At 73.5% G+C, this 24,780-nt stretch carries 29 protein-coding genes; 19 read left to right on the top strand and 10 right to left on the bottom strand.

All coding sequences use genetic code 11. The annotated features are described in order from the left end of the window. The first annotated feature begins 34 nt into the window (after positions 1–34). A complete protein-coding gene (locus Q5530_RS13965) occupies positions 35–1,276 on the top strand; it encodes an MFS transporter (protein ID WP_415362612.1) in 1,242 nt (413 codons plus the stop codon). Then, entirely contained in the window at positions 1,269–2,126 is an 858-nt protein-coding gene (locus Q5530_RS13960; protein WP_415362611.1) for an SMP-30/gluconolactonase/LRE family protein, read from the top strand. Before Q5530_RS13965 ends, Q5530_RS13960 begins: the two co-directional genes overlap by 8 nt. A gap of 4 nt (positions 2,127–2,130) precedes the next feature. Here Q5530_RS13960 and dapF read toward each other — a convergent pair whose 3' ends face one another. From dapF to Q5530_RS13945, 3 genes are read right to left on the bottom strand one after another with little or no spacing between them, the layout of a single operon-like run. Next, complete coding sequence (gene dapF / locus Q5530_RS13955) at positions 2,131–2,982, bottom strand: diaminopimelate epimerase (RefSeq protein WP_415362610.1); 852 nt, start codon at positions 2,980–2,982, stop codon at positions 2,131–2,133. Then, positions 2,957–3,859, bottom strand: coding sequence for a tRNA (adenosine(37)-N6)-dimethylallyltransferase MiaA (gene miaA, locus Q5530_RS13950; RefSeq protein WP_415362609.1), 903 nt, complete (start codon positions 3,857–3,859; stop codon positions 2,957–2,959). The genes dapF and miaA overlap by 26 nt, the downstream gene beginning before the upstream one ends. 4 nt (positions 3,860–3,863) lie before the next feature. Next, positions 3,864–4,580 carry a class III extradiol dioxygenase subunit B-like domain-containing protein gene (locus Q5530_RS13945; RefSeq protein WP_415362608.1) on the bottom strand — a complete coding sequence of 239 codons (717 nt, stop codon included), beginning with the start codon at positions 4,578–4,580 and terminating at the stop codon, positions 3,864–3,866. A 187-nt stretch (positions 4,581–4,767) separates the two neighbouring features. Here Q5530_RS13945 and Q5530_RS13940 point away from each other — a divergent pair, with 187 nt between their 5' ends. Continuing rightward, entirely contained in the window at positions 4,768–6,102 is a 1,335-nt protein-coding gene (locus Q5530_RS13940) for a DUF349 domain-containing protein (protein WP_415362607.1), read from the top strand. Between the two features lie 253 nt (positions 6,103–6,355). Here Q5530_RS13940 and Q5530_RS13935 read toward each other — a convergent pair whose 3' ends face one another. Continuing rightward, a complete protein-coding gene (locus tag Q5530_RS13935; RefSeq protein WP_415362606.1) occupies positions 6,356–6,829 on the bottom strand; it encodes a hypothetical protein in 474 nt (157 codons plus the stop codon). After that, positions 6,826–8,295, bottom strand: coding sequence for a tRNA (N6-isopentenyl adenosine(37)-C2)-methylthiotransferase MiaB (gene miaB / locus Q5530_RS13930; RefSeq protein WP_415362605.1), 1,470 nt, complete (start codon positions 8,293–8,295; stop codon positions 6,826–6,828). The genes Q5530_RS13935 and miaB overlap by 4 nt, the downstream gene beginning before the upstream one ends. A gap of 58 nt (positions 8,296–8,353) precedes the next feature. Between miaB and Q5530_RS13925 the strand changes: the two genes are divergently transcribed. The 4 genes from Q5530_RS13925 (at position 8,354) to Q5530_RS13910 (ending at position 10,948) form a co-directional block, all read left to right on the top strand. Further along, positions 8,354–9,319 carry a TAXI family TRAP transporter solute-binding subunit gene (locus Q5530_RS13925; protein ID WP_415362604.1) on the top strand — a complete coding sequence of 322 codons (966 nt, stop codon included), beginning with the start codon at positions 8,354–8,356 and terminating at the stop codon, positions 9,317–9,319. A 103-nt stretch (positions 9,320–9,422) separates the two neighbouring features. Then, positions 9,423–9,737 carry a hypothetical protein gene (locus Q5530_RS13920; protein WP_415362603.1) on the top strand — a complete coding sequence of 105 codons (315 nt, stop codon included), beginning with the start codon at positions 9,423–9,425 and terminating at the stop codon, positions 9,735–9,737. Between the two features lie 43 nt (positions 9,738–9,780). After that, positions 9,781–10,677, top strand: a complete 897-nt coding sequence (locus Q5530_RS13915) for a hypothetical protein (RefSeq protein ID WP_415362602.1) — start codon at positions 9,781–9,783, stop codon at positions 10,675–10,677. A 103-nt stretch (positions 10,678–10,780) separates the two neighbouring features. Then, positions 10,781–10,948: a hypothetical protein gene (locus tag Q5530_RS13910; RefSeq protein WP_415362601.1), complete on the top strand. Its 168-nt coding sequence runs from the start codon at positions 10,781–10,783 to the stop codon at positions 10,946–10,948. Between the two features lie 15 nt (positions 10,949–10,963). On the opposite strand, the gene Q5530_RS13905 is transcribed toward Q5530_RS13910, so the two are convergent. Both Q5530_RS13905 and Q5530_RS13900 read right to left on the bottom strand, forming a co-directional pair. Next, positions 10,964–12,340: a sensor histidine kinase gene (locus Q5530_RS13905; protein ID WP_415362600.1), complete on the bottom strand. Its 1,377-nt coding sequence runs from the start codon at positions 12,338–12,340 to the stop codon at positions 10,964–10,966. After that, on the bottom strand, positions 12,341–13,012 hold the full coding sequence (locus Q5530_RS13900) for a response regulator transcription factor (RefSeq protein ID WP_380636356.1): 672 nt from the start codon (positions 13,010–13,012) through the stop codon (positions 12,341–12,343). A gap of 160 nt (positions 13,013–13,172) precedes the next feature. Here Q5530_RS13900 and Q5530_RS13895 point away from each other — a divergent pair, with 160 nt between their 5' ends. The 4 genes from Q5530_RS13895 to Q5530_RS13880 all read left to right on the top strand — a co-directional run bounded on the left by Q5530_RS13895 (position 13,173) and on the right by Q5530_RS13880 (position 16,449). Beyond that, positions 13,173–13,901 carry an amino acid ABC transporter ATP-binding protein gene (locus Q5530_RS13895; protein ID WP_415363054.1) on the top strand — a complete coding sequence of 243 codons (729 nt, stop codon included), beginning with the start codon at positions 13,173–13,175 and terminating at the stop codon, positions 13,899–13,901. A gap of 63 nt (positions 13,902–13,964) precedes the next feature. After that, positions 13,965–14,852: a glutamate ABC transporter substrate-binding protein gene (locus tag Q5530_RS13890; protein ID WP_415362599.1), complete on the top strand. Its 888-nt coding sequence runs from the start codon at positions 13,965–13,967 to the stop codon at positions 14,850–14,852. An 83-nt stretch (positions 14,853–14,935) separates the two neighbouring features. Continuing rightward, positions 14,936–15,583, top strand: coding sequence for an amino acid ABC transporter permease (locus tag Q5530_RS13885; RefSeq protein ID WP_380636360.1), 648 nt, complete (start codon positions 14,936–14,938; stop codon positions 15,581–15,583). Continuing rightward, positions 15,580–16,449, top strand: a complete 870-nt coding sequence (locus Q5530_RS13880) for an amino acid ABC transporter permease (protein WP_415362598.1) — start codon at positions 15,580–15,582, stop codon at positions 16,447–16,449. Before Q5530_RS13885 ends, Q5530_RS13880 begins: the two co-directional genes overlap by 4 nt. Positions 16,450–16,530: 81 nt before the next feature. On the opposite strand, the gene Q5530_RS13875 is transcribed toward Q5530_RS13880, so the two are convergent. Continuing rightward, positions 16,531–17,628 carry a Vms1/Ankzf1 family peptidyl-tRNA hydrolase gene (locus tag Q5530_RS13875; protein WP_415362597.1) on the bottom strand — a complete coding sequence of 366 codons (1,098 nt, stop codon included), beginning with the start codon at positions 17,626–17,628 and terminating at the stop codon, positions 16,531–16,533. A gap of 48 nt (positions 17,629–17,676) precedes the next feature. Between Q5530_RS13875 and Q5530_RS13870 the strand changes: the two genes are divergently transcribed. From Q5530_RS13870 to Q5530_RS13850, 5 genes are all read left to right on the top strand, one after another. Further along, positions 17,677–18,375, top strand: a complete 699-nt coding sequence (locus tag Q5530_RS13870) for an EcsC family protein (protein ID WP_415362596.1) — start codon at positions 17,677–17,679, stop codon at positions 18,373–18,375. A 221-nt stretch (positions 18,376–18,596) separates the two neighbouring features. Further along, positions 18,597–18,749 carry a hypothetical protein gene (locus Q5530_RS13865; RefSeq protein ID WP_415362595.1) on the top strand — a complete coding sequence of 51 codons (153 nt, stop codon included), beginning with the start codon at positions 18,597–18,599 and terminating at the stop codon, positions 18,747–18,749. Positions 18,750–18,782: 33 nt separating this feature from the next. Next, entirely contained in the window at positions 18,783–18,992 is a 210-nt protein-coding gene (locus Q5530_RS13860; protein WP_415362594.1) for a hypothetical protein, read from the top strand. 325 nt (positions 18,993–19,317) lie between these two features. Further along, positions 19,318–19,746 (top strand): CBS domain-containing protein, encoded by a 429-nt coding sequence (locus Q5530_RS13855; protein WP_415362593.1) that lies wholly within the window; start codon positions 19,318–19,320, stop codon positions 19,744–19,746. Positions 19,747–19,771: 25 nt separating this feature from the next. Beyond that, positions 19,772–20,497, top strand: coding sequence for an ATP-binding cassette domain-containing protein (locus tag Q5530_RS13850; RefSeq protein ID WP_415362592.1), 726 nt, complete (start codon positions 19,772–19,774; stop codon positions 20,495–20,497). Here Q5530_RS13850 and Q5530_RS13845 read toward each other — a convergent pair. Further along, on the bottom strand, positions 20,494–21,021 hold the full coding sequence (locus Q5530_RS13845; RefSeq protein WP_415362591.1) for a CGNR zinc finger domain-containing protein: 528 nt from the start codon (positions 21,019–21,021) through the stop codon (positions 20,494–20,496). The two genes, Q5530_RS13850 and Q5530_RS13845, sit on opposite strands and share 4 nt — an antisense overlap. A 63-nt stretch (positions 21,022–21,084) precedes the next feature. Here Q5530_RS13845 and Q5530_RS13840 point away from each other — a divergent pair, with 63 nt between their 5' ends. From Q5530_RS13840 to Q5530_RS13830, 3 genes are all read left to right on the top strand, one after another. Continuing rightward, on the top strand, positions 21,085–21,750 hold the full coding sequence (locus Q5530_RS13840; RefSeq protein WP_415362590.1) for a maleylpyruvate isomerase family mycothiol-dependent enzyme: 666 nt from the start codon (positions 21,085–21,087) through the stop codon (positions 21,748–21,750). A gap of 88 nt (positions 21,751–21,838) precedes the next feature. Then, on the top strand, positions 21,839–22,774 hold the full coding sequence (locus tag Q5530_RS13835; RefSeq protein ID WP_415362589.1) for a DUF3500 domain-containing protein: 936 nt from the start codon (positions 21,839–21,841) through the stop codon (positions 22,772–22,774). Beyond that, positions 22,771–23,403, top strand: a complete 633-nt coding sequence (locus Q5530_RS13830; protein WP_380636380.1) for an endonuclease V — start codon at positions 22,771–22,773, stop codon at positions 23,401–23,403. Before Q5530_RS13835 ends, Q5530_RS13830 begins: the two co-directional genes overlap by 4 nt. Here Q5530_RS13830 and Q5530_RS13825 read toward each other — a convergent pair. Further along, on the bottom strand, positions 23,391–24,623 hold the full coding sequence (locus Q5530_RS13825; RefSeq protein WP_415362588.1) for a 6-phospho-beta-glucosidase: 1,233 nt from the start codon (positions 24,621–24,623) through the stop codon (positions 23,391–23,393). The two genes, Q5530_RS13830 and Q5530_RS13825, sit on opposite strands and share 13 nt — an antisense overlap. Between the last annotated feature and the right edge of the window lie 157 nt (positions 24,624–24,780).

The following is a 24,780-nucleotide window of genomic DNA, read 5'->3' as shown; positions in this document are numbered from 1 at the left end:
ACACTTTCCAATCACTCCCGCGAGACTCCCGGGCATGTCCCTGTGGTCCCACCGCGACTTCCGCCTGCTCTGGGTGGGCAACACCACCAGCCAGTTCGGCGCGACGGTGGGCCGCACCGTCCTGCCCCTGCTCGCGGCGGGCGCGCTGGCCGCGACGCCGTTCGAGATGGGCGTGCTCTCGGCGGCGGGCTCGGCCGCGTTCCTGCTCATCGGCCTGCCCGCCGGGGTGTGGGTGGACCGGCTGAGCAGGCGCCCGGTGATGCTCGTGGCCGACTTCGCCCGCGCCGCGCTGATGCTGTCGGTGCCCGTGGCGTGGTGGTTCGGCGTGCTCACGCTGGTCCAGCTCGTGGTGGTGGCGCTGCTGGTCGGCGCGGCCACGGTCATGTTCGACGTCGCCTACCAGTCCTACCTGCCGTCGCTGGTCGGTCGGGACCGGTTGGTCGAGGGCAACGCGAAGCTGGAGTCCAGCCGGGCCGTCGCCCAGGTGTCGGGACCGGCGGTGGCGGGCGGCGTGGCGCAGGGGCTCGGCGCGGCCAACGGCGTGCTGGCCACCGGCCTGGGCTACCTGGTCTCGGCCCTGTTCCTGCTGCGCGTCCGCACGCCGGAGCCGCGCCCGGAGCGCCCGGAGGAGCCCGGTCTGCGGCGCGAGATCGCCGAGGGCCTGCGGTTCGTGTTCGGGCACCGCTCGCTGCGCGCCGTCGTCGGCTGCACGGGCACGGCCAACTTCTTCGGCGGCCTCGGCACCGCCGTCACGGTGCTGTTCCTGGTCCGCGAGCTGGGCCTGTCCGAGGGCGTGGTGGGCCTGGTGTTCAGCGCCGCGGGCGTCGGCGGCGTGCTCGGCGCGCTCACCACGGGGTGGTGGACCAGGCGGTTCGGGCAGGTCCGGACGATCTGGCTGTCCGCGCTGGTCACGTTCCCGTTCGGGCTGCTCGTCCCGCTCGGCGGCGCGGACTGGCGGATCGGGCTGCTGGTCCTGGGCCAGGCGGGGTCCTCCTACGGCGTGATCGTCTACAACATCGCGCAGGTCAGCTACCGGCAGTCGATCTGCCCGGACCGGCTGCTCGGCCGGATGAACGCGAGCATCCGGTTCGTGGTGTGGGGCGCGCTGCCGCTGGGCGGCCTGATCGGCGGTGCCCTGGGCGGGGGCATCGGCATCACGCCGACGCTGTGGGTGGCGGCGGGCGGCCAGGCCGTGGCGGTGCTGTGGGTGCTGCTGTCACCGCTCAGGACGATGCGGGACGTGCCGGGGGGCACTACGGTCGGCAGTCGTGGCTGACACCAGGGTCCTGCGCGCCGGCCTCCGGTTCGGCGAGGGACCGCGCCGGGCGCCGGACGGCAGGCTGTTCTACTCCGACTTCTACGACCGCGAGGTGCACGCGATCGACCTCGCCACGGGCGAGGACGAGGTGGTGTGCGCCGTGCCCGGACAGCCCTCCGGTCTGGGGTGGCTGCCGGACGGCCGGCTGCTCGTGGTGTCGATGACCGACCGGCGGGTGCTGCGGCTGGAGGACGGCGGCCTCGTCGAGCACGCCGACCTGGGCGGCATCGCCACCTTCCACGCCAACGACATGCTGGTCGACCCGCACGGCCGCGCCTACGTCGGCAACTTCGGCTTCGACCTGCACGCCGCGCTCGCGGCCGGTGGCGAGGCCGCGCTGCTGGAGCCGGGCTGGACCGCGCCCGGCACCCCGCTGGCGCTGGTCCGGCCGGACGGCGCGGTCGGCGTGGCGGCCGAGGACCTGAAGTTCCCCAACGGGACGGTGCTGCTCGCCGACGGCGGGCTGGTCGTCGCGGAGACCCTGGCGTTCCGGCTGACCCGCTTCGACGTGGCCGAGGACGGCGCGCTGTCCGGCCGGCGGGTGTGGGCGGAGCTGCGCGAGCACCTCATCGCCCCGGACGGCATCGCGGTGGACCCCGGGGGCGGTCTGTGGGTGGCCCCCGCGCTCCAGCCGTTCGCGTTCCACGTCGAGGAGGGCGGGCGCATCACCCGGAAGGTGGAAACCAGCCAGGCGTGCTTCGCCGTGGCCGTGGTCGACGGCACGCTGGTCTGCTGCACCGCGCCCACGTCGCAGCCCGAGGTGGTGGCGGGCGCGAGGCTGGGGAAGCTGGAGGTGTTCGACCTCTAGGGCTTCAGAGGGAGTTCCACCAGTCCCGGTCCAGCTCGCCGCGCGCGAGCAGCACGGCCGGGCCGGTCAGCGTGGCCGTCTCCTCCTCGACCACGACGGTCACCTGCCCGCCGAGGACGTCCACGGTGGCCTTGCCCGCCTGCTGGCCGGTCCCGTGCAGCCACGCCGCCACCGCCGCCACCGTGCCCGTGCCGCACGAGCGGGTCTCGCCCACGCCGCGCTCGTGCACGCGCATCCGCAGGGCGCCGTCACCCAGCACGTTGACGAACTCGACGTTCACCCCGTCGGGGAACAGCGCCGGGTCGTGGCCGGGCGCGGAGCCCAGGTCCAGTTCGGCCACCGGCACGTCGGTCACGCACGCCAGGTGGGGGTTGCCCACGTCCACCGCGACCCCGTCGAACGCGACCCCGTCGGACGCACCACCGCCCAGCGTCGCCGTGCCCGTGCCGGTGACCAGCGCGGGGCCCATGTCGACGGTGACCGAGCCGTCCGGGTGGGCCAGGACCGGGCGCTCGCCCGCCCGCGAGCCGATCACGAACCCGCCCTCGTGCTCCAGGCCGGCCTCGACCAGGTAGCGGGCGAACACGCGCACGCCGTTGCCGCACATCTCCGCGATCGACCCGTCGGCGTTGCGGTAGTCCATGAACCAGGGCCCCCGGTCGGGGCGCACGACCCGCAGCACGCCGTCCGCGCCCAAACCGCGCCGCCGGTCGCACAGCGCCCGCACGCGCGCTTCGGTCAGGTCCAGCACGTCGTCCGGGTCGGGCAGCACGATGAAGTCGTTCTCGGTGCCGTGGCCCTTCAGGAACTCGATCCCCACGACCACCAGGCTACGTGGCGACCAGGTCGAGCACATCCTCGGCCAGGGTGGGCGAGCCCGCGTCGAACCAGGTGACCCGCCGGTCGCGGCGGAACCAGGACCGCTGCCTGCGCACGAACCGCCGGGTGCCCTGGGCGGTCAGCGCCGCCGCGTCCGCGAGCGGGTGCTCGCCGTCCAGCGCGGCCAGGACCTGCTGGTAGCCCAGCGCGCGCGACGCCGTGCGGCCCTCGCGCAGGCCGCGCGCGGCCAGCTCGCGGACCTCGTCCACCAGACCCGCCGCGAACATCCGCGCCACCCGGGCGTCGACCCGCTCGTCCAGTTCGGACACCTCCCGGTCCAGGCCGACCAGCACGGTGCCGTAGCGGGCCGGACCGGGCCTGGGCAGGGTCGCGGAGAAGGGCTCGCCGGTCAGCTCGACGACCTCCAGCGCGCGCACCACCCGCCTGCCGTTGCTGGGCAGGATCGCCAGCGCCGCGGCCGGGTCGAGCTGCGCCAGCCGCCCGTGCAGGGTCTCCGCGCCGAACACCGCCAGCTCCTGCTCCAGCTGGGTCCGGATGCGCTCGTCGGTGCCGGGGAAGCGCAGGTCGTCCAGCACGGCCTGCACGTACAGGCCGGAGCCGCCGACCAGGACCGGCGTGCGGCCGTCGGCCAGCACCTTCTCCACGGCCGCGCGCGCCTCGCGCTGGTAGGCGGCCACGGAGGCGGTCTCGGTCACGTCCAGCACGTCGAGCAGGTGGTGCGGCACGCCCCGCCGCTCCTCGGGGGTCATCTTGGCGGTGCCGATGTCCATGCCCCGGTACAGCTGCATCGCGTCGGCGTTGACCACCTCGCCGCCCAGTTCGAGGGCGAGCCGCACGGCCAGGTCGGACTTGCCGGTCGCGGTGGGCCCGACGACGGCCACGGGGGTGTTCACGGGGTCAAGCCTCCCAGACGGCGCAGTGGTAGCCGACGCCGAAGGGCGCCAGGAACGCCGACCGCGCGCACCGCCACGCGCCCGGCACCCCCGCCGCGACCTGCCACGCGGCCCGCCCGTCCGCGCCCAGCTCCGCGGCCAGGTCGGGGTCGAGCGCGCGCAGCGCGTCCACGTCCGCGGCGGCCAGCGCTCGGCGCACGTCCTCGTCGAACGCGCCGGCCCGCTCGTCCGGCCTGCCCACGGCCAGCTCGCCGTGCCGGTGGGAGCCGTCGCCCAGCACGAGCAGCGCCTGGCCGGGCCGCGCCTCGTCGGCCAGCCGGGCGCCCAGCGCGAGGCACTCGGCGGGCGGCAGGTCCGGCGGCACGAGGTGCACGCGCACCCGCCGCGCGCCCGCCCGCTGCCGCAGCCAGCCCGCGACCAGGGCGGGCAGCGGCAGGTCGGGGTCCACGGCTTTTCCGGTGTCTGCGGTGTCTGCGGTGTCTTCGGTCAGGGCCACCCGAACGTCCACCCCGAAGCCGGCGAAGGTGCCCGCCACGCCGTCGAGGGTGCGCGGACCGGACGGGTGCACGCCGACGGCCACCCAGTCGGGCGCGTGCGCGGCCAGGTCACGGGCGGCGGCCAGGCACTCGGCGCGCACCTGCTCGGCCTCCGGGACCGCTCCCGACACCAACTCGGGCACCAGCAGCGGGGGGTGCGGCACGACCGCTAGTCGCGAGAACATGGCAACCCACGCTACTCATCGGCCACCACCGGTACCGATGCGAGCCTTGACCTGTTTGAATGCGCGCGAGGTACCGGCGACCCCTGAGACGGGTCGAGCGGCACCCGGGTGCTGGGCCCCGCCATCGGCGGGGCGCCCGTGGTCGGCACGGGCACCACGAAGTGGGCAGGCGAGGAGGAAGCCGGCGATGACGGAGCACGAGACGACACCGGGGACCACTGGCGACAGTGGGGCGGGGGCGGTGGTCGAGGAGACCCAGGTGGCATCGAAGCCGGTTACGGCGCCACCCACGGTCCCCGTGGCGTCGGACCACCCTGACCGCTGGGGGCGCGTGGACGAGGACGGCACCGTCTACGTCAAGACGGCCGACGGCGAGCGCGTCGTCGGGTCCTGGCAGGCGGGTGAGCCCGTCGAGGGGCTGGCGCACTTCGCGCGCAGGTTCGACGACATCCGCACCGAGGTGGAGCTGCTGGTCACCCGGCTGACCTCCGGTGCCGGTGACCCGAAGCACGCGATGACCAGCGCGAAGCACGTCCAGGAGAGCCTGCCCGAGGCGGCGGCGGTCGGCGACCTCGCGGCGCTGGCCACGCGCGTCGAGTACGTGCTGGCGCTGGCCGAGCAGGGCCTGGAGGCGGCGAAGATCGCCAAGGACGAGGCCCGGGCCGCGGCCGCCGCGCGCAAGCAGGCGCTGGTCGAGGAGGCCGAGGTGCTGGCCAACGAGTCCACGCAGTGGAAGTCGGCCGGTGACCGGCTGCGGACCATCCTGGACGAGTGGAAGACCATCCGGGGCGTGGACCGCAAGACCGACGAGCAGCTGTGGCGCCGGTTCTCCAAGGCCCGGGACGCGTTCAACCGGCGGCGGGGCTCGCACTTCGCGGACCTGGACCGGCAGCGGGGCGTGGCCAAGAACCGCAAGCAGGAGCTGGTCGACGAGGCCGAGAAGCTCGTCGAGTCGGACGACTGGGGTCCCACGGCCGGTCGGTACAAGGACCTGATGGTCGAGTGGAAGGCCGCCGGGCGTGCGCCCAAGGAGGCCGACGACGCGCTGTGGCAGCGGTTCCGGGCCGCGCAGGACGCGTTCTTCGCCCGCCGCTCCGAGGCGTTCAACGAGCGTGACGCCGAGTTCTCGGCCAACGCGAAGCTGAAGGAGGAGCTGCTGGCGGAGGCCGAGCGGATCGACCCGTCGCTGGACCTGGAGACGGCGCGGCAGCAGCTGTACCGCATCCAGGAGCGGTGGGACGCGATCGGCAAGGTGCCGCGCGAGCGGGTCCGCGACCTGGAGGGCAAGCTGCGGACGATCGAGGAGCGGGTCCGCGGCGCGGTCGACGCCCAGTGGCGCCGGTCCGACCCCGAGGCCGAGGCCCGCGTGGCCCAGTTCCGCGAGCGGGTGGAGCAGTTCGAGGCCCAGGCCGCGAAGGCGCGCTCGTCCGGCGACAAGCGCCGCGCCGAGCAGGCCGAGGCCCAGGCCCAGCAGTGGCGCGAGTGGCTGGCAGCCGCCGAACAGGCCGTGGCCAGCCGCTGACCACCTGGCTCGAACGAGGGGCGGGCCCACCAGGGCCCGCCCCTCACCTCTTCGCGAGTCGTACGTCCAGACCTCGCGTGTCGTACGTCCAGGACCCCCGAGTTCAGCGTTCAGGTACCCCGGAGCCGTGGCCGAGGGGTGCGCGAATGACGAATTCGGGGGTCCTGAACGTACGACACGGTGGTCCTGAACGTACGACTCGCGCGTTCTGGAGGTACGACTCGCGGGGTCTGGAGGTACGACTCGCGTGGGGTTAGGGGAGTGGGGGGCGGGAGGCTGCTATCTGGAGCCACTTGATCAGGAGGACCACCGCGGCGATGGCGGCCACGACCAGGCCGAAGCCCGGACCCGGGCCCGGGGTGTGGCTGGTGGTGGTCTGGGTGGTCCAGATGGACAGGACGCCGGCGATGCTCGTGGCGAACGAGGTCAGGGCGCAGACCCAGGCCAGGGTCCAGCGGCGGGTCGCCAGGGTGACGGCCGGGAGCAGGACGCCGGTGAGCACGGCCGCCCAGGAGAAGAACTTCGGCAGGGCCTGGGCGTCGCCGAAGAGGATCGAGAAGCCCTGGCGGCCCTCGGTCCAGGGGAGGACCAGGGAGATCAGGACGGCCAGGGCCGCGATCGCGATGGTGAGGGCGCCCGCGCCCGGGTCGAAGCGCTTGGCGGCCGTGCGGCCCACGCCGTCGATCTCCTCGCGCAGGCCGGCGAGGTCGTCGTGCTCGTCGCTCATCGGACCGCGCACCCGCCGACGGCCGCGGGCAGCGGGGCCGGTTCGCCGAACGACGGCAGGCCCAGCGTCACGCCCGGGGTCTTCGGCTTCACGCCCGCCTCGGACCGGTCACCCGCCTTCGTGCGCCGGTGCGACAGCAGCGGGCCGTCCGCGATGAGGTTGTGCGGCGCGCCGTAGGTGACGGTGGTCTCCACCACGTCGCCGGGGCGCACGCGCGCGGCACCGGGGGTGAAGTGCACCAGGCGGCCGTCGCGGGCGCGGCCGGTCATCCGGTTGGTCTCGCTGTCCTTGCGGCCCTCGCCGGCCGCGACCAGCAGTTCGACCCGGCGGCCGACCTGGCGGAGGTTCTCCTCGTGGGCGATCTCGTTGACCAGCGCCACCAGCCGGTCGTAGCGCTCCTGCACGACCTGCTTGGGCAGCTGGTCCGGCAGGTCGGCGGCGGGCGTGCCGGGGCGCTTGGAGTACTGGAAGGTGAACGCGGAGGAGAAGCGGGCCCGCCGGACGACGTCCAGGGTGGCCAGGAAGTCCTCCTCGGTCTCGCCGGGGAAGCCGACGATGATGTCGGTGGTGATGGCCGCGTCCGGCATGGCCGCGCGCACCTCGTCCAGGATGGACAGGTACTTCGCGGTCCGGTACGACCGGCGCATCGCCTTGAGCACGCGGTCCGAGCCCGACTGGAGCGGCATGTGCAGCTGGTGGCACACCGCGGGCGTCTCGGCCATCGCCGCGATCACGTCGGAGGTGAAGTCCTTCGGGTGCGGCGAGGTGAACCGGACGCGCTCCAGGCCGTCGACCGCGCCGGTGGCGCGCAGCAGCTTGCCGAACGCGTACCGGTCGCCGAACTCCACGCCGTAGGAGTTGACGTTCTGACCCAGGAGGGTGACCTCCAGCACGCCCTCGTCCACCAGGGCCTGGACCTCGGCCAGCACGTCGCCGGGTCGGCGGTCGCGCTCCTTGCCGCGCAGCGACGGGACGATGCAGAACGTGCAGGTGTTGTTGCAGCCGACGGAGATCGACACCCAGCCCGAGTAGGCCGAGTCGCGGCGCGCGGGCAGCGTCGAGGGGAAGGTCTCCAGGGCGTCGAGGATCTCGACCTGGGCCTCGCGGTTGTGGCGGGCGCGCTCCAGCAGGACCGGCAGCGAGCCGATGTTGTGCGTGCCGAACACCACGTCCACCCACGGGGCGCGCTTGACGATCTCGCCCTGGTCCTTCTGGGCCAGGCAGCCGCCGACCGCGATCTGCATCCCGGGGTTCGCGGACTTGGCGGGCGCGAGGTGGCCGAGCGTGCCGTAGAGCTTGTTGTCGGCGTTCTCCCGGACCGCGCAGGTGTTGAACACGACCACGTCCGGCGTCGCTTCGCCCTCGGCGGGCGCGTAGCCCGCGTCCTCCAGCAGGCCGGCCAGGCGCTCGGAGTCGTGCACGTTCATCTGACAACCGAACGTGCGGATCTGGTAACTGCGGGTCACTGCACCTCGTCCTTCCGTCGACTCCCAGGGTAGAGCCTGGACGTGCGACGATGCGCAGGTGTCGGTAGGGCTGCGGAGGTTGCGCGCGGTCGGGGTGCTCTTGGCCCTGGCCGCCACGGCGCTGACCGGGTGCGCCGACGACTTCGGGCACGTCCGGCTGACCATCGCCGCGGGCAACGAGGGTGGCGTCTACCACAAGCTGAGCACGGCCCTGGCCGAGGCGTGGACCAGGTCGCCGGGCGTCGCGCCGCCCGAGGTGGAGAAGACCTCCGGGTCGGTGGACAACCTCCGGCTGCTGCGCACCGACGAGGCCCAGGTGGGTTTCTCGGCGGCGGACGCGGCCGACCTGGAGCGGGGCGACACCGGGCACCGGGTGTTCGCGCTGGCCAGGATGCACGACGACTACCTCCAGCTGCTGGTGCGGGCCGACCTGCCGGTGACCGAGCTGGCCCAGCTGGAGGGCCTGCGGGTGAGCCTGGGCGCGCCGGACTCGGGCGTGCAGGTGATCGCGAGGCGACTGCTGGCGGAGGCGGGCATGACGGACCGGCTGAAGGTCCAGTCGCTCGGTCTCCAGCCCAGCGTCGACGCCATCCGCAACGGCACGCTGGACGCGTTCTTCTGGTCCGGCGGCGTGCCGACCGACGCGGTGACCGACCTCGCCACGACGGTGCGGATGCGGATGCTCGACCTGAGCGACACCCTGCCCGCCCTGCGCGAGAGGTTCCCGGTCTACGGCACGGCCACGCTGCCCGCCTCGGCCTACCGGCTCGACGGGGACCCGGCGGGGAACCTCCTCGACGGCGGACCGGTGGTCACCCTGGTCGTGCGCAACTTCCTGCTGGTCAACGACACGGTGCCGGACGACGTGGTGGAAGCCCTGCTCAGGGGGTTGTTCCAGGCCCAGCCGGCGCTGGTCTCGGCGAGCCCGGTGGCCCGGTCGATCGAGGTCCGCTCGGCGATCGAGACCACGCCCGTGCCGCTGCACCCCGGCGCCATGCGCTACTACCGGGACGTCAAGGTCTGAGCCCGGCCCGCCGGTGAAATCCGGTATCACCTGATCGTCCCAGTGTGAATTTCGGCCGGCCGCGCTGGGTGGCCCGGCCGGTGTCGCGGCCGCCCAAGAACCGGTGTCGCCGCAGGTCGCGGCCCAGGAACTGCTGCCGTGCGCGGCGCTGGACGAGTTGGAGTCGTCGCTGCGCGAGCTCGCGGCGACCTCGGACCCCGGCGCGGTGAAGGACCGCGTCGACGTGGTCATCGAGACGCTGGAGGAGATCCGCACGGGGGTTCCGGTGCTCCTGCTGCCCGTTTACGACGCGCTGGTCTCGCAGTTGAAGGACCTGCGGGCGCAACTCGAACGCGACCCGAGCGCGGGAGTGGTCAGGCAGATCGGCGGGGTGGCCCGGCAATTGGCCGACCTGGTCGCCCTGGTGCCGTGCGCGTAGTCCGGTGTCGTTTCCGAACCACTATTTCAGGGGGGAATTCGTGGTGAACGTGAAATCGAAGGTGGCGGCGGTGCTGATCGCCGTGGCGGTGGCCGGCGCGGTGCCGGCGGTGGCGGGGGCGGGGGCCGCGCCGGACCCGAACGCGGTCATCGAGGCGGCCGTGGAGCGGGTGACCGGCGCGGAGCGGGTGCGCGCGTGGACCACCGCGACGGCGGACCTGGCCGACGAGGCCGACGACCGCACCACCCTGACCGACCGCCGGGGGCGCAGCATCGGCGCGGCCCTGGTCGGCGCCTCCCCGGCGGCGGGGCGCGCCGGCGACGGGCGGACGGTGTTCCGGGACGCGCTGCCGGCCACCGACGCCGGGGTGGAGCGCACCGGTTCGGGCCTGCGCCTGACCACGGTGCTCAAGGACGGCCGGGCGCCCGAGGAGTTCCGCTTCGCCCTGAGCCTGCCCGAGGGCTCGGCGCCGCTGCCGCGGGCGAACGGGTCGGTCGACGTGGTCGACCCGGCCGGCCGGGTCGTGGCGTCGATCAACAAGCCGTGGGCGTTCGACGCCACCGGCGCCGCCGTCCCGACCCGCTACCGGGTGGAGGGCTCCGTGCTGGTCCAGCGGGTGGAGCACGGCGGCGCGGCCTACCCGGTGGTGGCGGACCCGAGCATCGACTTCGGCCTGACCTCCGCCACGATCACGCTGAACCCGAAGGACCAGCGGATCATCCTGTCCGGCGGCGGCGTCGCGGCGGGCGGTCTGCTGGGCGCGCTGATCTGCTCCGGTTCCGGTCCGGGCGCGGCGCTGTGCGCCATCGGCGGCGCCGTGATCGGCGAGATCGTCTTCGAGGCCATCAAGGAGTACGCGGTCAAGGACAACTGCGACCTGGAGGTGACCATCGGCTACGTGCCGCCCCGCGTGACGAACGTGGAGCAGGTCTGCCACTGATCACCCGCACGACGCTCACGGGCGCGGGGTGGTGCGGTCGGCCGCGACCGCACCACCCCGCGCCCGCCGCACCACCCACCCCGCGAACCGAGGAGCACCGACCTTGTCCCAGAACACCGCCATCCTCATCGGCCTGGCCTTCCTCGCCCTGGCCTTCGTGCTGGGCATCGTGCGCCGGGACCGGCTCCCGGGCAGCACGGGGCTGCGCGTCGCCCTGCTCGTGGTCATCGCCGCGGCCGGCGCGCTGCTCGTGGCGCTGCTCGTCAGCTGACGGGTGGGCACCGCCTCACGCGGCGGGGAACTCGACCGTCACGGTGAGCCCGGCGCCCTCCGGCGACTCCAGCCGGATCGAGCCGCCCACCCGCTCCACGACCTGCCGCGCCAGCGCCAGCCCCAGCCCGGAGCCCTGCACGTTCTGGTGCGCCGGGCTGCGCCAGAACCGGTCGGTGGCCCGCTCCAGCTCCTCGGCGTCGAGCCCCGGCCCCTCGTCGCGCACCGACAGCCGCACCACGCCGTCCCGCCGCCGCACGTCGACGTGCACCAGCGTGCCGTCGGAGGTGAACTTCAGCGCGTTGTCCAGCAGCGCGTCCAGGATCGTCTCCACGCCCCTGGGCGGCGCCAGCGCGGCGCCGCCCGGCTCGCCGTCGAGCACCAGGTGCACCTCCCGCGCCGCCGCGGCCGGCTGCCACGCCGACAGCCGCCCCGCCACCACCCGGTCCACGTCCACCCGCACCGGGTCCACCGACGACGCGCCCGCCCGCGCCATGGTCAGCAGCTCGTCCAGGATCCGGTTCAGCCGGTTGGCCTCGTCCAGCGCGGCGACCTGGTGCGCCACGCCCTCGCCGACCACGTGGTCCTCCAGGTTCGACAGGCGCAGCTTCAACGCGGTCAGCGGGTTGCGCAGCTGGTGGGAGGCGTCGGCCACGAACGCCCGCTGCGCCGCGAGCACGTCGCCGACGTTGGCCGCCATCTGGTCGAACGACCGCGACAGCCGCCGCAGCTCGGGCGGCCCGGACGAGGAGCCCACCGGCTCCACCGGCTGCCCCGACACCACCGCCGACAGCAGCTCGCCGGTGGCGTCGTCCAGCCGCCGAACCGGCCGCAGCATCCACCCGACCAGCGGCAACGCCGCGAACACCGCCGCGACGAGCACCAGCAGGCTGGCCGCCAGCAGCACCGCCCACCACACCAGCACCTCGGAGCGGGTCTTCCAGGTCGGCGAGAACGTCACCACGGCCCCGCGCACCTCGCCCGCCTCCAGCACCGGCTCGGCGAGCACCAGCTCGGTGGAGTCCCACGGCATGATCAGCTCGGGCGCGCTGGGCTGCCGCCCGGCCAGCGCCCCGTTGACCAGGTCCGCGACCTCGGGCGGGGCCAGGTCCACCGGCCCGGACTGCGCCACCACCCGCCCGTCCCGGCCCAGCAGCGCCACCCGGATGCCGTACAGCTCCTGGTACCGCTCCAGCTCGCCCCGCAGCACCGTGGGCTGGTCGTCGATGAACGGCCGCTGCGCCACCGACGCGAACCGCGTGGTGTCCGTCAGCCGGTCCAGGAACATCTCCTGCTGCTCGGCCTGGGCGATGCCGCGCCCCAGCGGCACGCCCATGCCCAGCAGCACGAGCACGACCAGCGTCACCACGATCCCCAGCAGCCGCGACCGCACTCAGCCCCCGCTCAACCGGTACCCGACCCCGCGCACCGTCTCCAACAACGCCGGACGCCCGAGCTTGGTGCGCAGCGTCGCCACGTGCACGTCCAGGGTCCGGTTGGCCCCCGCCCAGGTGCGTCCCCACACCTCCGCCAGGATGCGCTCCCGCGTGCACACCGCGCCACCCGCGGCCATGACCAGCGCCAACACCTGGAACTCCTTGCGCGACAGGGTCACGGGTTCGCCCGCCACGGTGACCTCGTGCCGGCCCAGGTCGACCCGCACGTCCGCCACCTCGAACACCTGGGTGCCCGTGCCGCCGACCCCGACCGGGTCGCCGCGCCGCCGCCGCACCGCGTGCACCCGCGCCACCAGCTCGCCCACGTCGTAGGGCTTGACCAGGTAGTCGTCCGCCCCGGCGTGCAGGCCCAGGATGCGGTCGTCGATCTCGCCGCGGGCCGACACCACGATGATCGCCACGTCGCTGGCGGCCCGGATGTGCCGGCACAGGGTGACTCCGTCCACATCGGGCAGGCCCAGGTCCAGCAGCACCACGTCGACCCCCGCCAGTCGATCGAGGGTCCCCCGACCGGTCGCCTGGCGATCGACGGTGAACCCGCGTCGGGTCAACGCCGGTACCAGCGCTTCCGCCACCCGGTCGTCGTCCTCGACCAACAGCACGCGCACCGTGGTGCCTCCCGATAATGTCGCCGGCCTGTGACAGAGTTGAGACCCTAAGTCTTGCTCAACCGCCTGGACTGGTGTGGTGCTTCACACCTAGGTTTCCGCCATCGCTCAGGAACCCCCAACTGGAGGACTGATGACCGCCGCCACTCCTGCTCCGCCGATGATCCGGATGGTGGGCGTGGACAAGTTCTTCGGACCCCTGCACGTCCTCAAGGGCGTCGACCTGGAGGTGCCGAAGGGGCAGGTGGTCGTGGTGCTGGGTCCGTCGGGCTCCGGCAAGTCCACGCTGTGCCGCACGATCAACCGCTTGGAGCCGATCAACTCCGGCACCATCGAGGTCGACGGCCAGCCGCTGCCCGCCGAGGGCAGGGAGCTGGCCCGGCTGCGCGCCGACGTGGGCATGGTCTTCCAGTCGTTCAACCTGTTCGCCCACAAGAGCATCGTCGACAACGTCGTGCTCGCGCCGGTGAAGGTCCGCAAGGTGCCGGCGGCCCAGGCCCGCAAGGAGGGCATGGAGCTGCTGGAGCGGGTCGGCATCGCGAACCAGGCGGAGAAGTTCCCCGCCCAGCTGTCGGGCGGCCAGCAGCAGCGCGCGGCGATCGCCCGCGCCCTGGCGATGCGGCCCAAGGTGATGCTGTTCGACGAGCCCACCTCCGCCCTGGACCCGGAGATGGTCCAGGAGGTGCTGGACGTGATGACCACGCTGGCCAAGGAGGGCATGACCATGCTCGTGGTGACCCACGAGATGGGCTTCGCCCGCAAGGCCGCGGACCGCGTGATCTTCATGGCCGACGGTGAGGTCGTCGAGGACTCGACGCCGGAGAACTTCTTCTCCGCGCCGAAGTCCAACCGCGCGAAGGACTTCCTTGGCAAGATCCTGACCCACTGAAGTCCCCAGACCGCGGCGCTGAGCCTGGCGCCGCACGACCCGAAGAAGAGCAGGAGAAAGACGATGAGGGTTCGCACCCTTGCGGTAGCGCTGCTGGCCGGCGGCCTCGCCCTGACCGCGTGCGGCAAGGAGGGGAGCCACACGGACGCGGGCGCGGCCCCCTCCCAGCAGGCCGCCGCCGACGTGACGGTCGACGGCTCGACCACGTTCGAGCGGATGAAGAGCCGCGGCAAGGTCATCATCGGCGTCAAGGAGGACCAGCCCTTCCTCGGTCAGAAGGACGCCACGACCGGCAAGTACAGCGGGTTCGACATCGACATCGCCCGCCTGGTCGCCGCCAAGCTCGGCTTCGACGAGACCAAGATCGAGTACAAGGCGATCGCCTCGCAGGGTCGCGAGCAGGCGATCATCAACGGTGACATCGACTACTACGTCGGCACCTACACGATCAACGACGACCGCAAGCAGAAGATCGGCTTCGCGGGCCCGTACTTCACCGCCGGGCAGGACCTGCTGGTCCGCAAGGAGGACACCTCCATCACCGGCCCCGAGACCCTCAAGGGCAAGAAGGTCTGCTCCGTGACCGGCTCCACGCCGATCAAGCGGATCAAGGAGGGCAACTACACGGAGCTCGAGAACATCACCGAGTTCCAGAACTACTCGCAGTGCGTCAGCAAGCTGGCCGACGGCTCGGTCGACGCCGTGACCACCGACGACGCGATCCTCAAGGGCTACGCGGCCGAGGAGTCGGACAAGTTCAGGGTCGTCGGCAAGACGTTCTCCGCGGAGCCCTACGGCATCGGCCTGCCCAAGGAGGACAAGCCGCTGCGCGACAAGATGAACGACATCCTGGAAGAGGCCATCACGGGTGGCGACTGGGACAAGATCTACGAGGCGACGCTGGGCAAGTCGGGCTCGCCCGCCGAGAAGCCGGTGATCGACCGCTACTGAGCACCACCAACGGTGGCCGGTGACCCGCGCACGCAGGGTGGGTCACCGGCCATCCCTATGAAGTCCACCGGCGAGGAACCCCGATGAGCGTCCTTACCAACTACTACGACCTGTTCCTGAAAACGTTCGGCACGACGATCCAGCTGTTCCTGTTCTCGGCGGTCGGGTCGCTGGTGCTCGGCACGGTGCTGGCGATGCTGCGGGTCAGCCCGGTCCCGGTGTTCCGGGCCGCCGGCGCCACGTACGTGACACTGGTGCGCAACACCCCGTTGACCCTGGTGTTCTTCTTCTTCGCGTTCGCCTACCCGCTGCTGCGGATCGTGCAGCTGGACCCGTTCAAGGGCGCGGTCGTGGCGCTGACGCTCTACACCTCGGCGTTCATCTGCGAGGTGGTGCGCTCGGGCATCAACACGGTCCCGGTCGGGCAGGCCGAGGCGGCCCGCGCGCTGGGGCTGACGTTCGGGCAGACGCTGGGTGACGTGGTGCTGCCGCAGGCGCTGCGCTCGGTGGTGCCGCCGCTGGTCAGCACCCTGATCGCGCTGCTCAAGAACACCACCGTGGCGGCCGGCTTCTCGGTGGCGGACGCGGGTTCGATCGCGTACGTGCTGTCCGAGGACGGCGCCGACATGCTCATCGGCCTGTCCTGGGTGGCCTTCTTCTTCGTCGTCCTGGTGTTCCCGTTGACCCTGGTGCAACGCGCCCTCGAGAAGCGCTGGAGCGTGGCCCGATGAGCTCGGTCCTGTTCGACGTCCCCGGACCGCGCGCCCGGCTGCGCTACCGGCTGTACGCCGTCCTCGGCGGGGCCGCGGTGCTCGCGCTGATCGGCTTCGTGCTGTACCGCTTCTACGACAGCGGCCAGTTCGAGCCGCGCATGTGGGAGTGGGTCCAGTACCAGCAGGTCCAGGTGGAGCTCCTCCAGCGGCTGGGCAACACGCTCAAGGCGTTCGCCCTGGCCGCGCTCGCCGCGGTGCTGCTGGGCGCGGTGCTGGCGGCCGGCCGGCTCTCCGACCACGCGGCCCTGCGGGTGCCCGCGATGGTGGTCGTCGAGATCTTCCGCGCCATCCCGCTGCTGATCATGATCTTCCTGCTGTACTTCGGCCTCGGCTCGGCCGGGTTCGGGTTCTCGCAGTTCATGGCGGTCGTGGTCGGCCTGACGCTGTACAACGGCTCGGTGCTGGCCGAGGTCTTCCGGGCCGGGGTGGCCTCGCTGCCGCGCGGCCAGGCCGAGGCGGCGTACGCGCTGGGCATGCGCAAGACCCAGGTCATGGTGCAGGTGCTGCTGCCGCAGGCGCTGCGCGCCATGCTGCCGACGATCATCAGCCAGCTCGTGGTGCTCCTGAAGGACACCGCCCTCGGGTTCATCATCAACTACGAGGAGCTGCTGAACTACGTGAAGTACCTCGGCACCCAGGGCCAGTTCGGTCGCCCGCTGGTGCCGATGACCATCGTGGCCGGCGCGATGTACATCGCGATGTGCCTGCTGCTGACCTGGCTGGCGACCTGGCTGGAGAAGCGCAACCGGCGCAGCCGGAAGGTGATCGACCGCGACGGTCCCAACGCGGCGGAGAACGTGGTGCTCTCCAACGTGTCGGCCTGAGTCCGCGCGAGCGGAAAAGAGGGGGGAGCGCCCGGTGGCGCTCCCCCCTCTTCGTCCGGGTTCACCCCCGGCACGGGTGGTCTAGGTGTGCCGCAGGATCGCGCCGACGCCCTCGAACAGGTCCGTGCCGTCGGCGATGAGCACCTGCGCGCCGGTCGCCGCGGCGGCGTTGGGCAGCACCTCGTCCGCGCGGTGCCGCTCGACGTGCTCGATGCCCAGGCCGCTCAGCTCGGACTCGCGCAGCGCCACCTGGGCGGGGTGGTCGCCCGCCCACACCGTGCGGTCGCCCAGCGCCGGGTCGGCGACCAGCAGCGCGGCCACGTTGGCCTCGCGCAGCGCCTCGACCACGGGTGCCAACCCCTGCACCGCCAGCCCGCCGTCGCGGCCGTACTCGGCGGTGAACCGCTCGACCACCTCGTGGGCCTCGTTGTACTGGTACTGGGCCACCAGCGACTGCACGGCGCCGTCGAACGCCTCGTCGTCCGACCCGCCGGCCAGGCTCGCGCCCTCGACCTCGACCAGCACCTCCCGGCACCGCTGGGTCAGCTCCTCGCACAGCGCGGTCCGCGCCTGCACCTCGCCGCCCAGGATGAGCAGCTTCGCGTTGAGCTTGCCGACCAGCCGGTCGACGGCCTCGGCGACCTGGGCCGCGTTGCGCTTGGCGTTCTCCTCGACCGAGTGCTGCATCCGCAGGTGCGACCAGCCGCCACCGCGCACCTTGTGCACCGGGTGCTCCTCGCCCCGCACCTCCTCGGCCGCGACCTCGCCCTGGCCGCCGGTCTGCCCGGCGTAGCCGTGGACGTCGGCGCCCACCTTGTCGGCCAGCACGACCACGTGCGGCACGGTCGGTCCCAGCGAGCCGGCCAGCGGCAGCACGTGCGGCAGCGTCGACCAGCGGGCGGTGACCAGCGCCGGCGGGCGCGGCAGCACCCGGTCCAGCAGCACCCTCCCGTGCGCCGCGATGAGCGCCCGCCCCGCCTTGCCGACGACCGGCGCCAGCGCGGGCCCCTCCAGCGCGTCCAGCGTCGCCTGGTCCGCGCCCTGCCGGGCCAGCTCCTCACGCACACCGCGCCAGCGCAGCTCCAGCGCCTTGGCCGCGTCCTCGGTGTCGTGCGAGGCGTCCAGGTAGACCGACGCGAACGGACCGCGCTCCCTGACCAGCGCTCCCAACGAAGACATGTCCATTGGCCACGTTTACCCGCTGCCGCGCCGCGTAACCTCGGGGGCATGGCGGAGGAACCGGGTGCGATCAGCAGGGTGCAGCAGAACGCGGTGGACCACCTCCTCCGGGTGGGCATCAACGGCTTCGGGCCGTTCAAGGGCGCCGAGCAGATGGCGATGGAGTCCCTCGACAAGGGCCTGACCAGGGAAGAAGCGGTCAAGCACCTGATCAGGACGCACGTCGCGGCGGCGGGCGTGCAGGGGTTCGCGACGAACGTCGGCGGCCTGATCACGCTGCCCGTCACGCTGCCCGCGAACCTGACCGCCGCCTACCTGGTCCAAACTCACCTGATCGCGTCGATCGCGGCGCTGCACGGGCACGACCTGGAGGGCGAGGACGTCCAGACCGCGATCCTGATCTGCCTGCTCGGCAACGCGGGCACCGAGGTGCTGAAGAAGGCGGGCATCAAGGCGGGCACGAAGCTCACCGTGAGCCTGATCAAGAAGATCCCGGTGCAGCTGATCCGGGAGATCAACAAGCGCATCGGGTTCACCCTGCTGGCCAAGTACGGCACGACCAGGGCGACGGTGACCCTGGCCAAGGGCGTGCCGCTGGTGGGCGGCGTGATCGGCGGGACGTTCGACGCGGTCACGACGCGCGCGGCGGGAGCCTTCGCGTCCCGCTTCTTCGCCGAGCGCGAGGACGCGCCGGCCGTGGTGGACGGCGACGTCATCGACGGCGAGGTCGTCGAGATCCGGGAGTGAGCCGCGCGACCGCGGTCAACCCGGTTGGCACGGCGGCGGTTCCGCGCTAGGGTCATGACCATGTTCTTCCAGATCTACCTCTGAGGACTTCTTCCTCCAGCGCCGCAGCGGCCACGGGCCGTGCCGCGCTCTTCTCCGGTGGCCCCAGCGGCTCTTGAGCGATCCCTCCGTTCTGGCGGATCGCTGTCTTTCGCACGCCTCGACATCGAGGAGGCGTACGCATGCCCACCCTGCGCGACGAACCACCGAACGACGACGTGCCCGCCAACCGCGCCGCCCGCCGCGGCGCGCGGCGGGCGGGCGCCACCCAACCGCGCTTCGGCGGCGGACGGGTCGTCGCCACCCCGCGCCAGTACGCCATGCGGCGTCGCTGACCAGCGACACCGCTCACCCCAGGAGGTAGACCGATGACCAACGAAGAACTCCCCCAGGACGACGCGGCCGAGCGCGAGGACCTGGACGACGCGGCCGAGCGCGAGGACCTGCCGGCCGTGGTCCCGAACCGGCGGGAACGCCGCGGGCACGCGCAGAAGACCAGCTCGGTGCACCAGGCGTCGGGCAGGCCGCAGCAGAACACCTTCGGCGGCCGCCGCGTCTTCCGCCGCAAGGCGGGCTGACGCACCCCGCCCGGTCGGGTGGTCGATCGGGGACGGGCGTGCCCGTGAGCGGTGAGGCGGGGGTCGGCGTGCGCACGCCGGCCCCCGCGCCGCTGTCGTCCTCGCCCGTCCGGGCGAGGACGACAGTTCCGGTCCACAGTGGAGTGCCCGGTGCCGGTGGGTGGCGGCGCTGCTCCACCCGGGTGACACCGAGCGTGATGACCGCGTTGGTCCGACCGCGCACCCGGTGGTCCCATCGGGCGCGTGGCCTCCCCCCGGACCCACCGGGGAACTAGCCTGGGCCCGGTAGCGGAACCGGGTCCGGGCGGAGATCGGGAGGCGCACCATGAGGATCGCGGACGTGTTGCGGAGCAAGGGGTCGACCGTGGCGACGGTGCGGACGGCGGACTCGGTCGCGGAGCTGCTCGCCGCGCTGGCCGAGCACAACGTGGGCGCGATGGTCGTGGTCGGGCCGGACGGCATGGCCGGGATCGTGTCCGAGCGCGACGTGGTGCGCCGGCTGCACGAGCACGGCGGCGGCCTGCTGGGCGCCCCCGTGTCGGAGATCATGACCGGCGAGGTGCTCACCTGCGCGCCGGGCGACTCGGTGGACAGCCTCAGCGTGCTGATGACCGAGCGGCGCATCCGGCACGTGCCGGTGCTCGACGGTGGCGAGCTGGTCGGCATCGTCAGCATCGGCGACGTGGTCAAGAGCCGCATGGACCAGCTCCAGACCGACCACGACCAGCTCACCGCCTACATCGCGCAGGGGTGAGCCGCGGCTGCCTAGACTGGCGGCCGTGCTGATCGAGGGCGTGTACGTGCCGGAATCGGCCCACGAACCGGGGCGGTGGCCGTTCACGGTCCCCGCCGTCCGGCACGTCGCGCGGCACGGCCTGCGCTTCACCTCGCCGATCACGGTGCTGATGGGCGGCAACGGCACGGGCAAGTCCACCCTGCTGGAGGCGATCGCGGAGAGCTACGGGCTGGACGTGCGCGGCGGGCACGGCGGCCGCAGGTACGGCTCGACGCTGGGCCGCAGCGTGCTGGGCGAGGCCCTGAAGCTGCACCGCACGGGCGTGGGCAGCGGGTTCACCAGGCGCAACGCGAAGGGGTTCTTCCTGCGCGCGGAGACCGCGCACGGGATGTTGGAGTACATGACCGGCATGGGGATGCCGGGGTACGGCGACCGGCCGGCCGCGGAGGTCAGCCACGGCGAGTCCTACCTCCAGGCGGTCTTCGGCCGGTTCACCGAGCCCGGCCTGTACCTGCTCGACGAGGCCGAGGGACCGCTGTCGTTCGAGTCCACGCTGTCGCTGGCGTACCGGCTGGTCGACCTGGTCCGGCGGGGTGACGCGCAGGTCGTCTACTCCACGCACTCGCCGGTGATCGCCGCGATCCCCGGCGCGCAGGTCCTCCAGCTCGACGAGGACGGCGTGGCGGAGGTCGAGTGGGAGCGGCTGGAGCTGGTCGGCCTGTGGCGGCGGTTCCTCGACGCGCCGGGGCGCTTCTTCGACGAGGGCTAGTCGCGGCCCCGGTGGTAGTGCCGGCTGACCCGGGCGCGGTTGCCGCACGAGGGCCCGCACCACTCCTGGCGCGGGTGCTCCCTGACGAAGTACCTGACGCACCGGGGCGCCGGACAGGCCCGCAGCCGCGCCCGCTCCGGTCCGCCCAGGAACTCGATCACCGCGGTCGCCAGCCCGGCGGCCAGCCGGTCGCCCGCGCCGGCCGAGTCGCGGTAGGTCACCCGGGGCGGGTCGCCCCACTCCAGCCGCGGCGTCCGGGGCACGCGCGCGGCGGCCTCGTTGACCAGCGCGAGCGCGCGGTCCAGGTCCATCAGGTGGGGCGCGTCGAGCCGTTCGCCGGCGTGGGCGGCGTGCGCGTAGAGGGTGCGCGCGGCCCAGCGCAGCTCGACCACGCGCTGCCGCAGCCGCTCGTCCGGCTCGGCCCCGGTCCACGCGGCGAACCCCTCGGGGGTGGCCAGGTCGTCGACGAGCCCGCCGTGCCCGTCGTGCCGAACCGTGCTCGCGAACTCCAGGGCCAGTCCCACCAGGGCGATCCTAGTGCTAGGTTTCCTAACGGGTTTGATCTCAGTGACCATTAGGGGGAGTTCATGGCGATCCAGGAGGCCGCGCTGGCGGCCCACGCGAGGTTGGCCGTGCTCATCGGGGACCTGACCGACGCGGGGGTGGCGGAGCCGTCGGCGCTGCCGGGCTGGACGCGCGGTCACGTGCTGGCGCACGTCGAGGGCGTCACGGTGGCCATGGCCCGGCAGGCCGAGCACGAGGGGACCGGGGTCGAGGTCTACCCCGGCGGGCAGGCCGCCCGCGACGGCGCGATCGAGGCGGGCGCGGGCCGCTCGGCCGACCGGCACCGGGCCGCGATCGCGGCGGCCGTCGACCGGTTGGCCGCGGCGTGGGCCGGCGTGCGCGACTGGGGCGCCCCGGTCCGGTACCGCGGCGGCACCCTGGTCGACACCGCCTCGGCGGTGTGGCGGGAGGTCGAGGTCCACGCCCGCGACCTGGACCTGGGCGCCGTCGAGTGGTCGCCGGAGTTCTGCGACCACACCATCGGCTTCCTGGCCGCGCGCGTGCCCGACGGCGTGCGGCTGGTGCTGTCCGGCGGCGGCCGGGAGTGGGTGCTCGGGGAGGGGGAGGAGTTCCGGCTCACCGGGTCGCCCGCCGACCTCACCGCGTGGCTGGCCGGCCGCGAGCTGGCGGGCGAGGTCGTCGGCCCGCGGCCCGAGCTGGGACCGTGGCCCTCGGCCCTGCCCAGGTGATCCGGTTCAGGTGATCCGGTTCAGGTGATCCGGTTCAGGTGACCCTGTTCGGGTGACCCGGCCGCGTCCCGGCGGCTAGGTTCGGGTGGTGCTGCACGAGATCGCCGAGGTCACCCGCGGCTTCCTGGGAACCCTGGACGAGGACCTCCGGGCCGCGGCCGTGCGCCCCGTCTCCGACGACGACCTGCGCCGGCGGTGGGCCTACACGCCCGGTCCGCGGCCCGGCGTCCGCTACGGCGACCTGGACCGCGCCCAGCGCAAGGCCGTGCACCGGCTGCTGGCCCGCGTGCTCAGCCCGCACGCCTACGCGCAGGTCACCGCGGTGATGGCGCTGGAGGACGTGCTCGACGACCGCGAGGGCGGCGGGCGCGACCGCCACCAGGGCGACTACTGGACCGTGCTGCTGGGGGAGCCGGGCGACGAGCCGTACGGGTGGCGGGTCGAGGGCCACCACCTGTCGGTGAGCGTGGTGGTGGCCGAGGGCCGCGTCTCGGCCACCCCGTTCTTCCTGGGCGCGAACCCGGCCCGCACCACCTACCGGGGCCGCGCGGTGTCCCAGCCGCTGCGGCTGGAGGAGGAGCTGGCCCGCGAGCTGCTGGACCGCATGGGCCGCACGGCGCGCGGGCTGGCCGTGGTCGCGGACACCCCGCCGCCCGACCTGAGGACCGGCAACTCGCCCCGCGTCGGCGACGTCGAGCCCGCGGGCGTGGCCGTCGGGCAGCTCGACCGGGGCTCGCGCGAGCTGCTGGTGGGGCTCGTGCGCTACTACCTCGACCGGCTGACCGGCGACCTCGCCGACGAGGAGTTCGACGCCCTGGACCTCGGCCGGCTGCACTTCGCCTGGGAGGGCTCGACCCGGCGCGGCGAGGGCCACTACTACCGCGTCCAGGGGCCGGAGCTGCTGATCGAGTACGACAACACGGCCAACGACGCCAACCACGCCCACTCGGTGTGGCGGCGGCGGTCCGGCGACTTCGGCGAGGACCTGCTCGCCGCGCACCGGGCCGCGGTGGGGCACGCGTGACGCCGGAGGAGGCCGTCGCGGAGCAGGAGCGGCTGCGGCCGCTGGTGGTGCCGCGCGCCGACCCCGGCCTGGTGGTGCGGCACGTGGCGGGGCTGGACGTGTCGTACGCCGAGGACGACCGGCTGGCCGCGGCGGTCGTGGTGCTGGACGCGGCGTCGCTGGAGACCGTGGACGAGGTCGTGGTGCCCGGCCGGGCCGACTTCCCGTACGTGCCGGGGCTGTTCGCGTTCCGCGAGCTGCCGTCGCTGCTGACCGCCCTGGGGAAGCTGACCGTGCCGCCGGACCTGCTGGTCTGCGACGGGCAGGGCCTGGCGCACCCGCGCCGGTTCGGGCTGGCCTGCCACGTCGGCGTGGTGACCGGCCTGCCCAGCCTGGGCGTGGCCAAGACGCCGATGGGCCGGTTCACGCCGCCGGGCGCGGCGCGCGGCGCGCACAGCGACCTGCTGGACGGCGGCGAGGTGGTCGGGCGGGCGCTGCGCACCCGCGAGGGGGTCAAGCCGGTGTTCGTGTCGGTGGGGCACCGGATCGACCTGGACCGGGCGTGCGCCGAGGTGCTGCGGCTGTGCGTGACCCGGCTGCCGGAGACCACGCGGCGCGCGGACTCGCTGGGCCGGGCTCAGCTGAGGTGAGCCAGTTCCGGGTGCCGCCGCGCGTAGGTGTCGAGCAGGCTCCGGGCGGTGGCCACCGAGTCGACCAGGGGGTGCAGCGCGAACGCCTTCAGCGCGGCGGCCCGGGTGCCCTCCAGGACCAGCCGGTCCACCGCCTTGACCGAGGTGACCAGGCCCGCCGCGTGGTCGGGCAGCGGGCTCACCGGCAGCGGCCGCGCGCCGGTCGCGTCCACCTCGCACGGCACCTCCACCACCGCCCCGTGGTCCACCGCGGACAGCGTGTCGCGGTTGGGCACGTTGAGGATGAGCGTGGTCTTCCCGCCGCCGGAGAGGGCGCGCATCAGGGCCGCGGCGACGTGCTCGTAGCCGCCGCCCTCCAGCGAGTCGCGCTCGCCCTCCCGGTCGTGCGCCATGTAGGTGGCCTCGCGCTCCAGCCGGGTGGTCTCCCAGTCCACCGCGCCGTCGTAGAACCGCTGCTGCTGGGCGAGCAGGAACGCGCCCCGGTCGGCGCCCAGCGCCTCCCTGGTCGAGTAGTAGTAGTGGAGGTACTCGTTGGGGAGCACGCCGAGCGCGCGCAGCCACTCGGGTCCGAACAGGCGGCCCTCCTCGAACGAGGTCAGCGCCGCGTCGTCGGCCAGCAGGTCGGGCAGCAGGTCCCGGCCGCCCACGCGCACGCCCTGGAGCCAGCCCAGGTGGTTGAGGCCCGCGTAGTCGAACTCCGGCGCGCCCGGGTCCAGGCGCAGCGCGCGGGCGGCCCGGCGGCACAGGCCCAGCGGGGAGTCGCAGATGCCGATCACCCGGTCGCCCAGGTGGCGGGACATCGCCTCGGTGATCAGCCCGGCGGGGTTGGTGAAGTTGACGACCCACGCGCCGGGGGCGAGTTCGGCGACGCGGCGCGCGATCCGCTCGGCCACCGGGGCGGTGCGCAGGCCGTAGGCGACGCCGCCCGCGCCGACCGTCTCCTGGCCCAGCACGCCGTGCCGGTGGGCCACCTCCTCGTCGATCGCCCGGCCGGCCAGGCCGCCGACCCGGATCGCGGAGAACACGAAGTCCGCGCCGCGCAGGGCCTCGTCCAGGTCGGTCGTGGCGGTGACGCGCGGGTCGCCGCCCAGCACGCCGCGGATCGCCTCCAGGCGGTGCGCGTCCACGTCGTGCAGCACGAGTCGGGTGACGCGGTCGTCGAGCGCCCGGTGCACGAGGGGCACGCGGAACCCGCCGCCGCCCAGGATGACCAGCCTCATGCCGTCCATCCTGCCCGGCGGTCGGCGCGCGGGCGCGTCGGTGCCGGTCCGGCTCCGTGACCAGGTCTTTCGTCGCCGCCGTGGCGCCGGCGCGGCGCCGGTGCGTCCCCCTCGGCCGAGGGCGCCTGCACAGGTCTCCGGCGCTGGTCAAGGGGCC

This window comes from Saccharothrix sp. BKS2 (assembly GCF_047689505.1).
GTDB classification, from domain to species: Bacteria; Actinomycetota; Actinomycetes; order Mycobacteriales; family Pseudonocardiaceae; genus Actinosynnema; species Actinosynnema lopnurensis.
The sequence above is the reverse complement of the archived record's forward strand: the minus strand, read 5'-3'. Positions and strand labels throughout refer to the sequence as shown.

Bases quoted from the DNA above. Each gene is read 5' to 3' on its own strand.
- Q5530_RS13840 (WP_415362590.1), top strand. From the start codon at position 21,085: ATGGCGATCCAGGAGGCCGCGCTGGCGGCCCACGCGAGGTTGGCCGTG.
- Q5530_RS13935 (WP_415362606.1), bottom strand. From the start codon at position 6,829: ATGAGCGACGAGCACGACGACCTCGCCGGCCTGCGCGAGGAGATCGAC.
- dapF (WP_415362610.1), bottom strand. From the start codon at position 2,982: ATGTGCTCGACCTGGTCGCCACGTAGCCTGGTGGTCGTGGGGATCGAG.
- Q5530_RS13865 (WP_415362595.1), top strand. From the start codon at position 18,597: ATGCCCACCCTGCGCGACGAACCACCGAACGACGACGTGCCCGCCAAC.
- Q5530_RS13940 (WP_415362607.1), top strand. From the start codon at position 4,768: ATGACGGAGCACGAGACGACACCGGGGACCACTGGCGACAGTGGGGCG.
- Q5530_RS13895 (WP_415363054.1), top strand. From the start codon at position 13,173: ATGATCCGGATGGTGGGCGTGGACAAGTTCTTCGGACCCCTGCACGTC.
- Q5530_RS13880 (WP_415362598.1), top strand. From the start codon at position 15,580: ATGAGCTCGGTCCTGTTCGACGTCCCCGGACCGCGCGCCCGGCTGCGC.
- Q5530_RS13860 (WP_415362594.1), top strand. From the start codon at position 18,783: ATGACCAACGAAGAACTCCCCCAGGACGACGCGGCCGAGCGCGAGGAC.
- Q5530_RS13885 (WP_380636360.1), top strand. From the start codon at position 14,936: ATGAGCGTCCTTACCAACTACTACGACCTGTTCCTGAAAACGTTCGGC.
- Q5530_RS13870 (WP_415362596.1), top strand. From the start codon at position 17,677: ATGGCGGAGGAACCGGGTGCGATCAGCAGGGTGCAGCAGAACGCGGTG.
- Q5530_RS13825 (WP_415362588.1), bottom strand. From the start codon at position 24,623: ATGAGGCTGGTCATCCTGGGCGGCGGCGGGTTCCGCGTGCCCCTCGTG.
- Q5530_RS13965 (WP_415362612.1), top strand. From the start codon at position 35: ATGTCCCTGTGGTCCCACCGCGACTTCCGCCTGCTCTGGGTGGGCAAC.
- Q5530_RS13855 (WP_415362593.1), top strand. From the start codon at position 19,318: ATGAGGATCGCGGACGTGTTGCGGAGCAAGGGGTCGACCGTGGCGACG.
- Q5530_RS13890 (WP_415362599.1), top strand. From the start codon at position 13,965: ATGAGGGTTCGCACCCTTGCGGTAGCGCTGCTGGCCGGCGGCCTCGCC.
- Q5530_RS13945 (WP_415362608.1), bottom strand. From the start codon at position 4,580: ATGTTCTCGCGACTAGCGGTCGTGCCGCACCCCCCGCTGCTGGTGCCC.
- Q5530_RS13875 (WP_415362597.1), bottom strand. From the start codon at position 17,628: ATGTCTTCGTTGGGAGCGCTGGTCAGGGAGCGCGGTCCGTTCGCGTCG.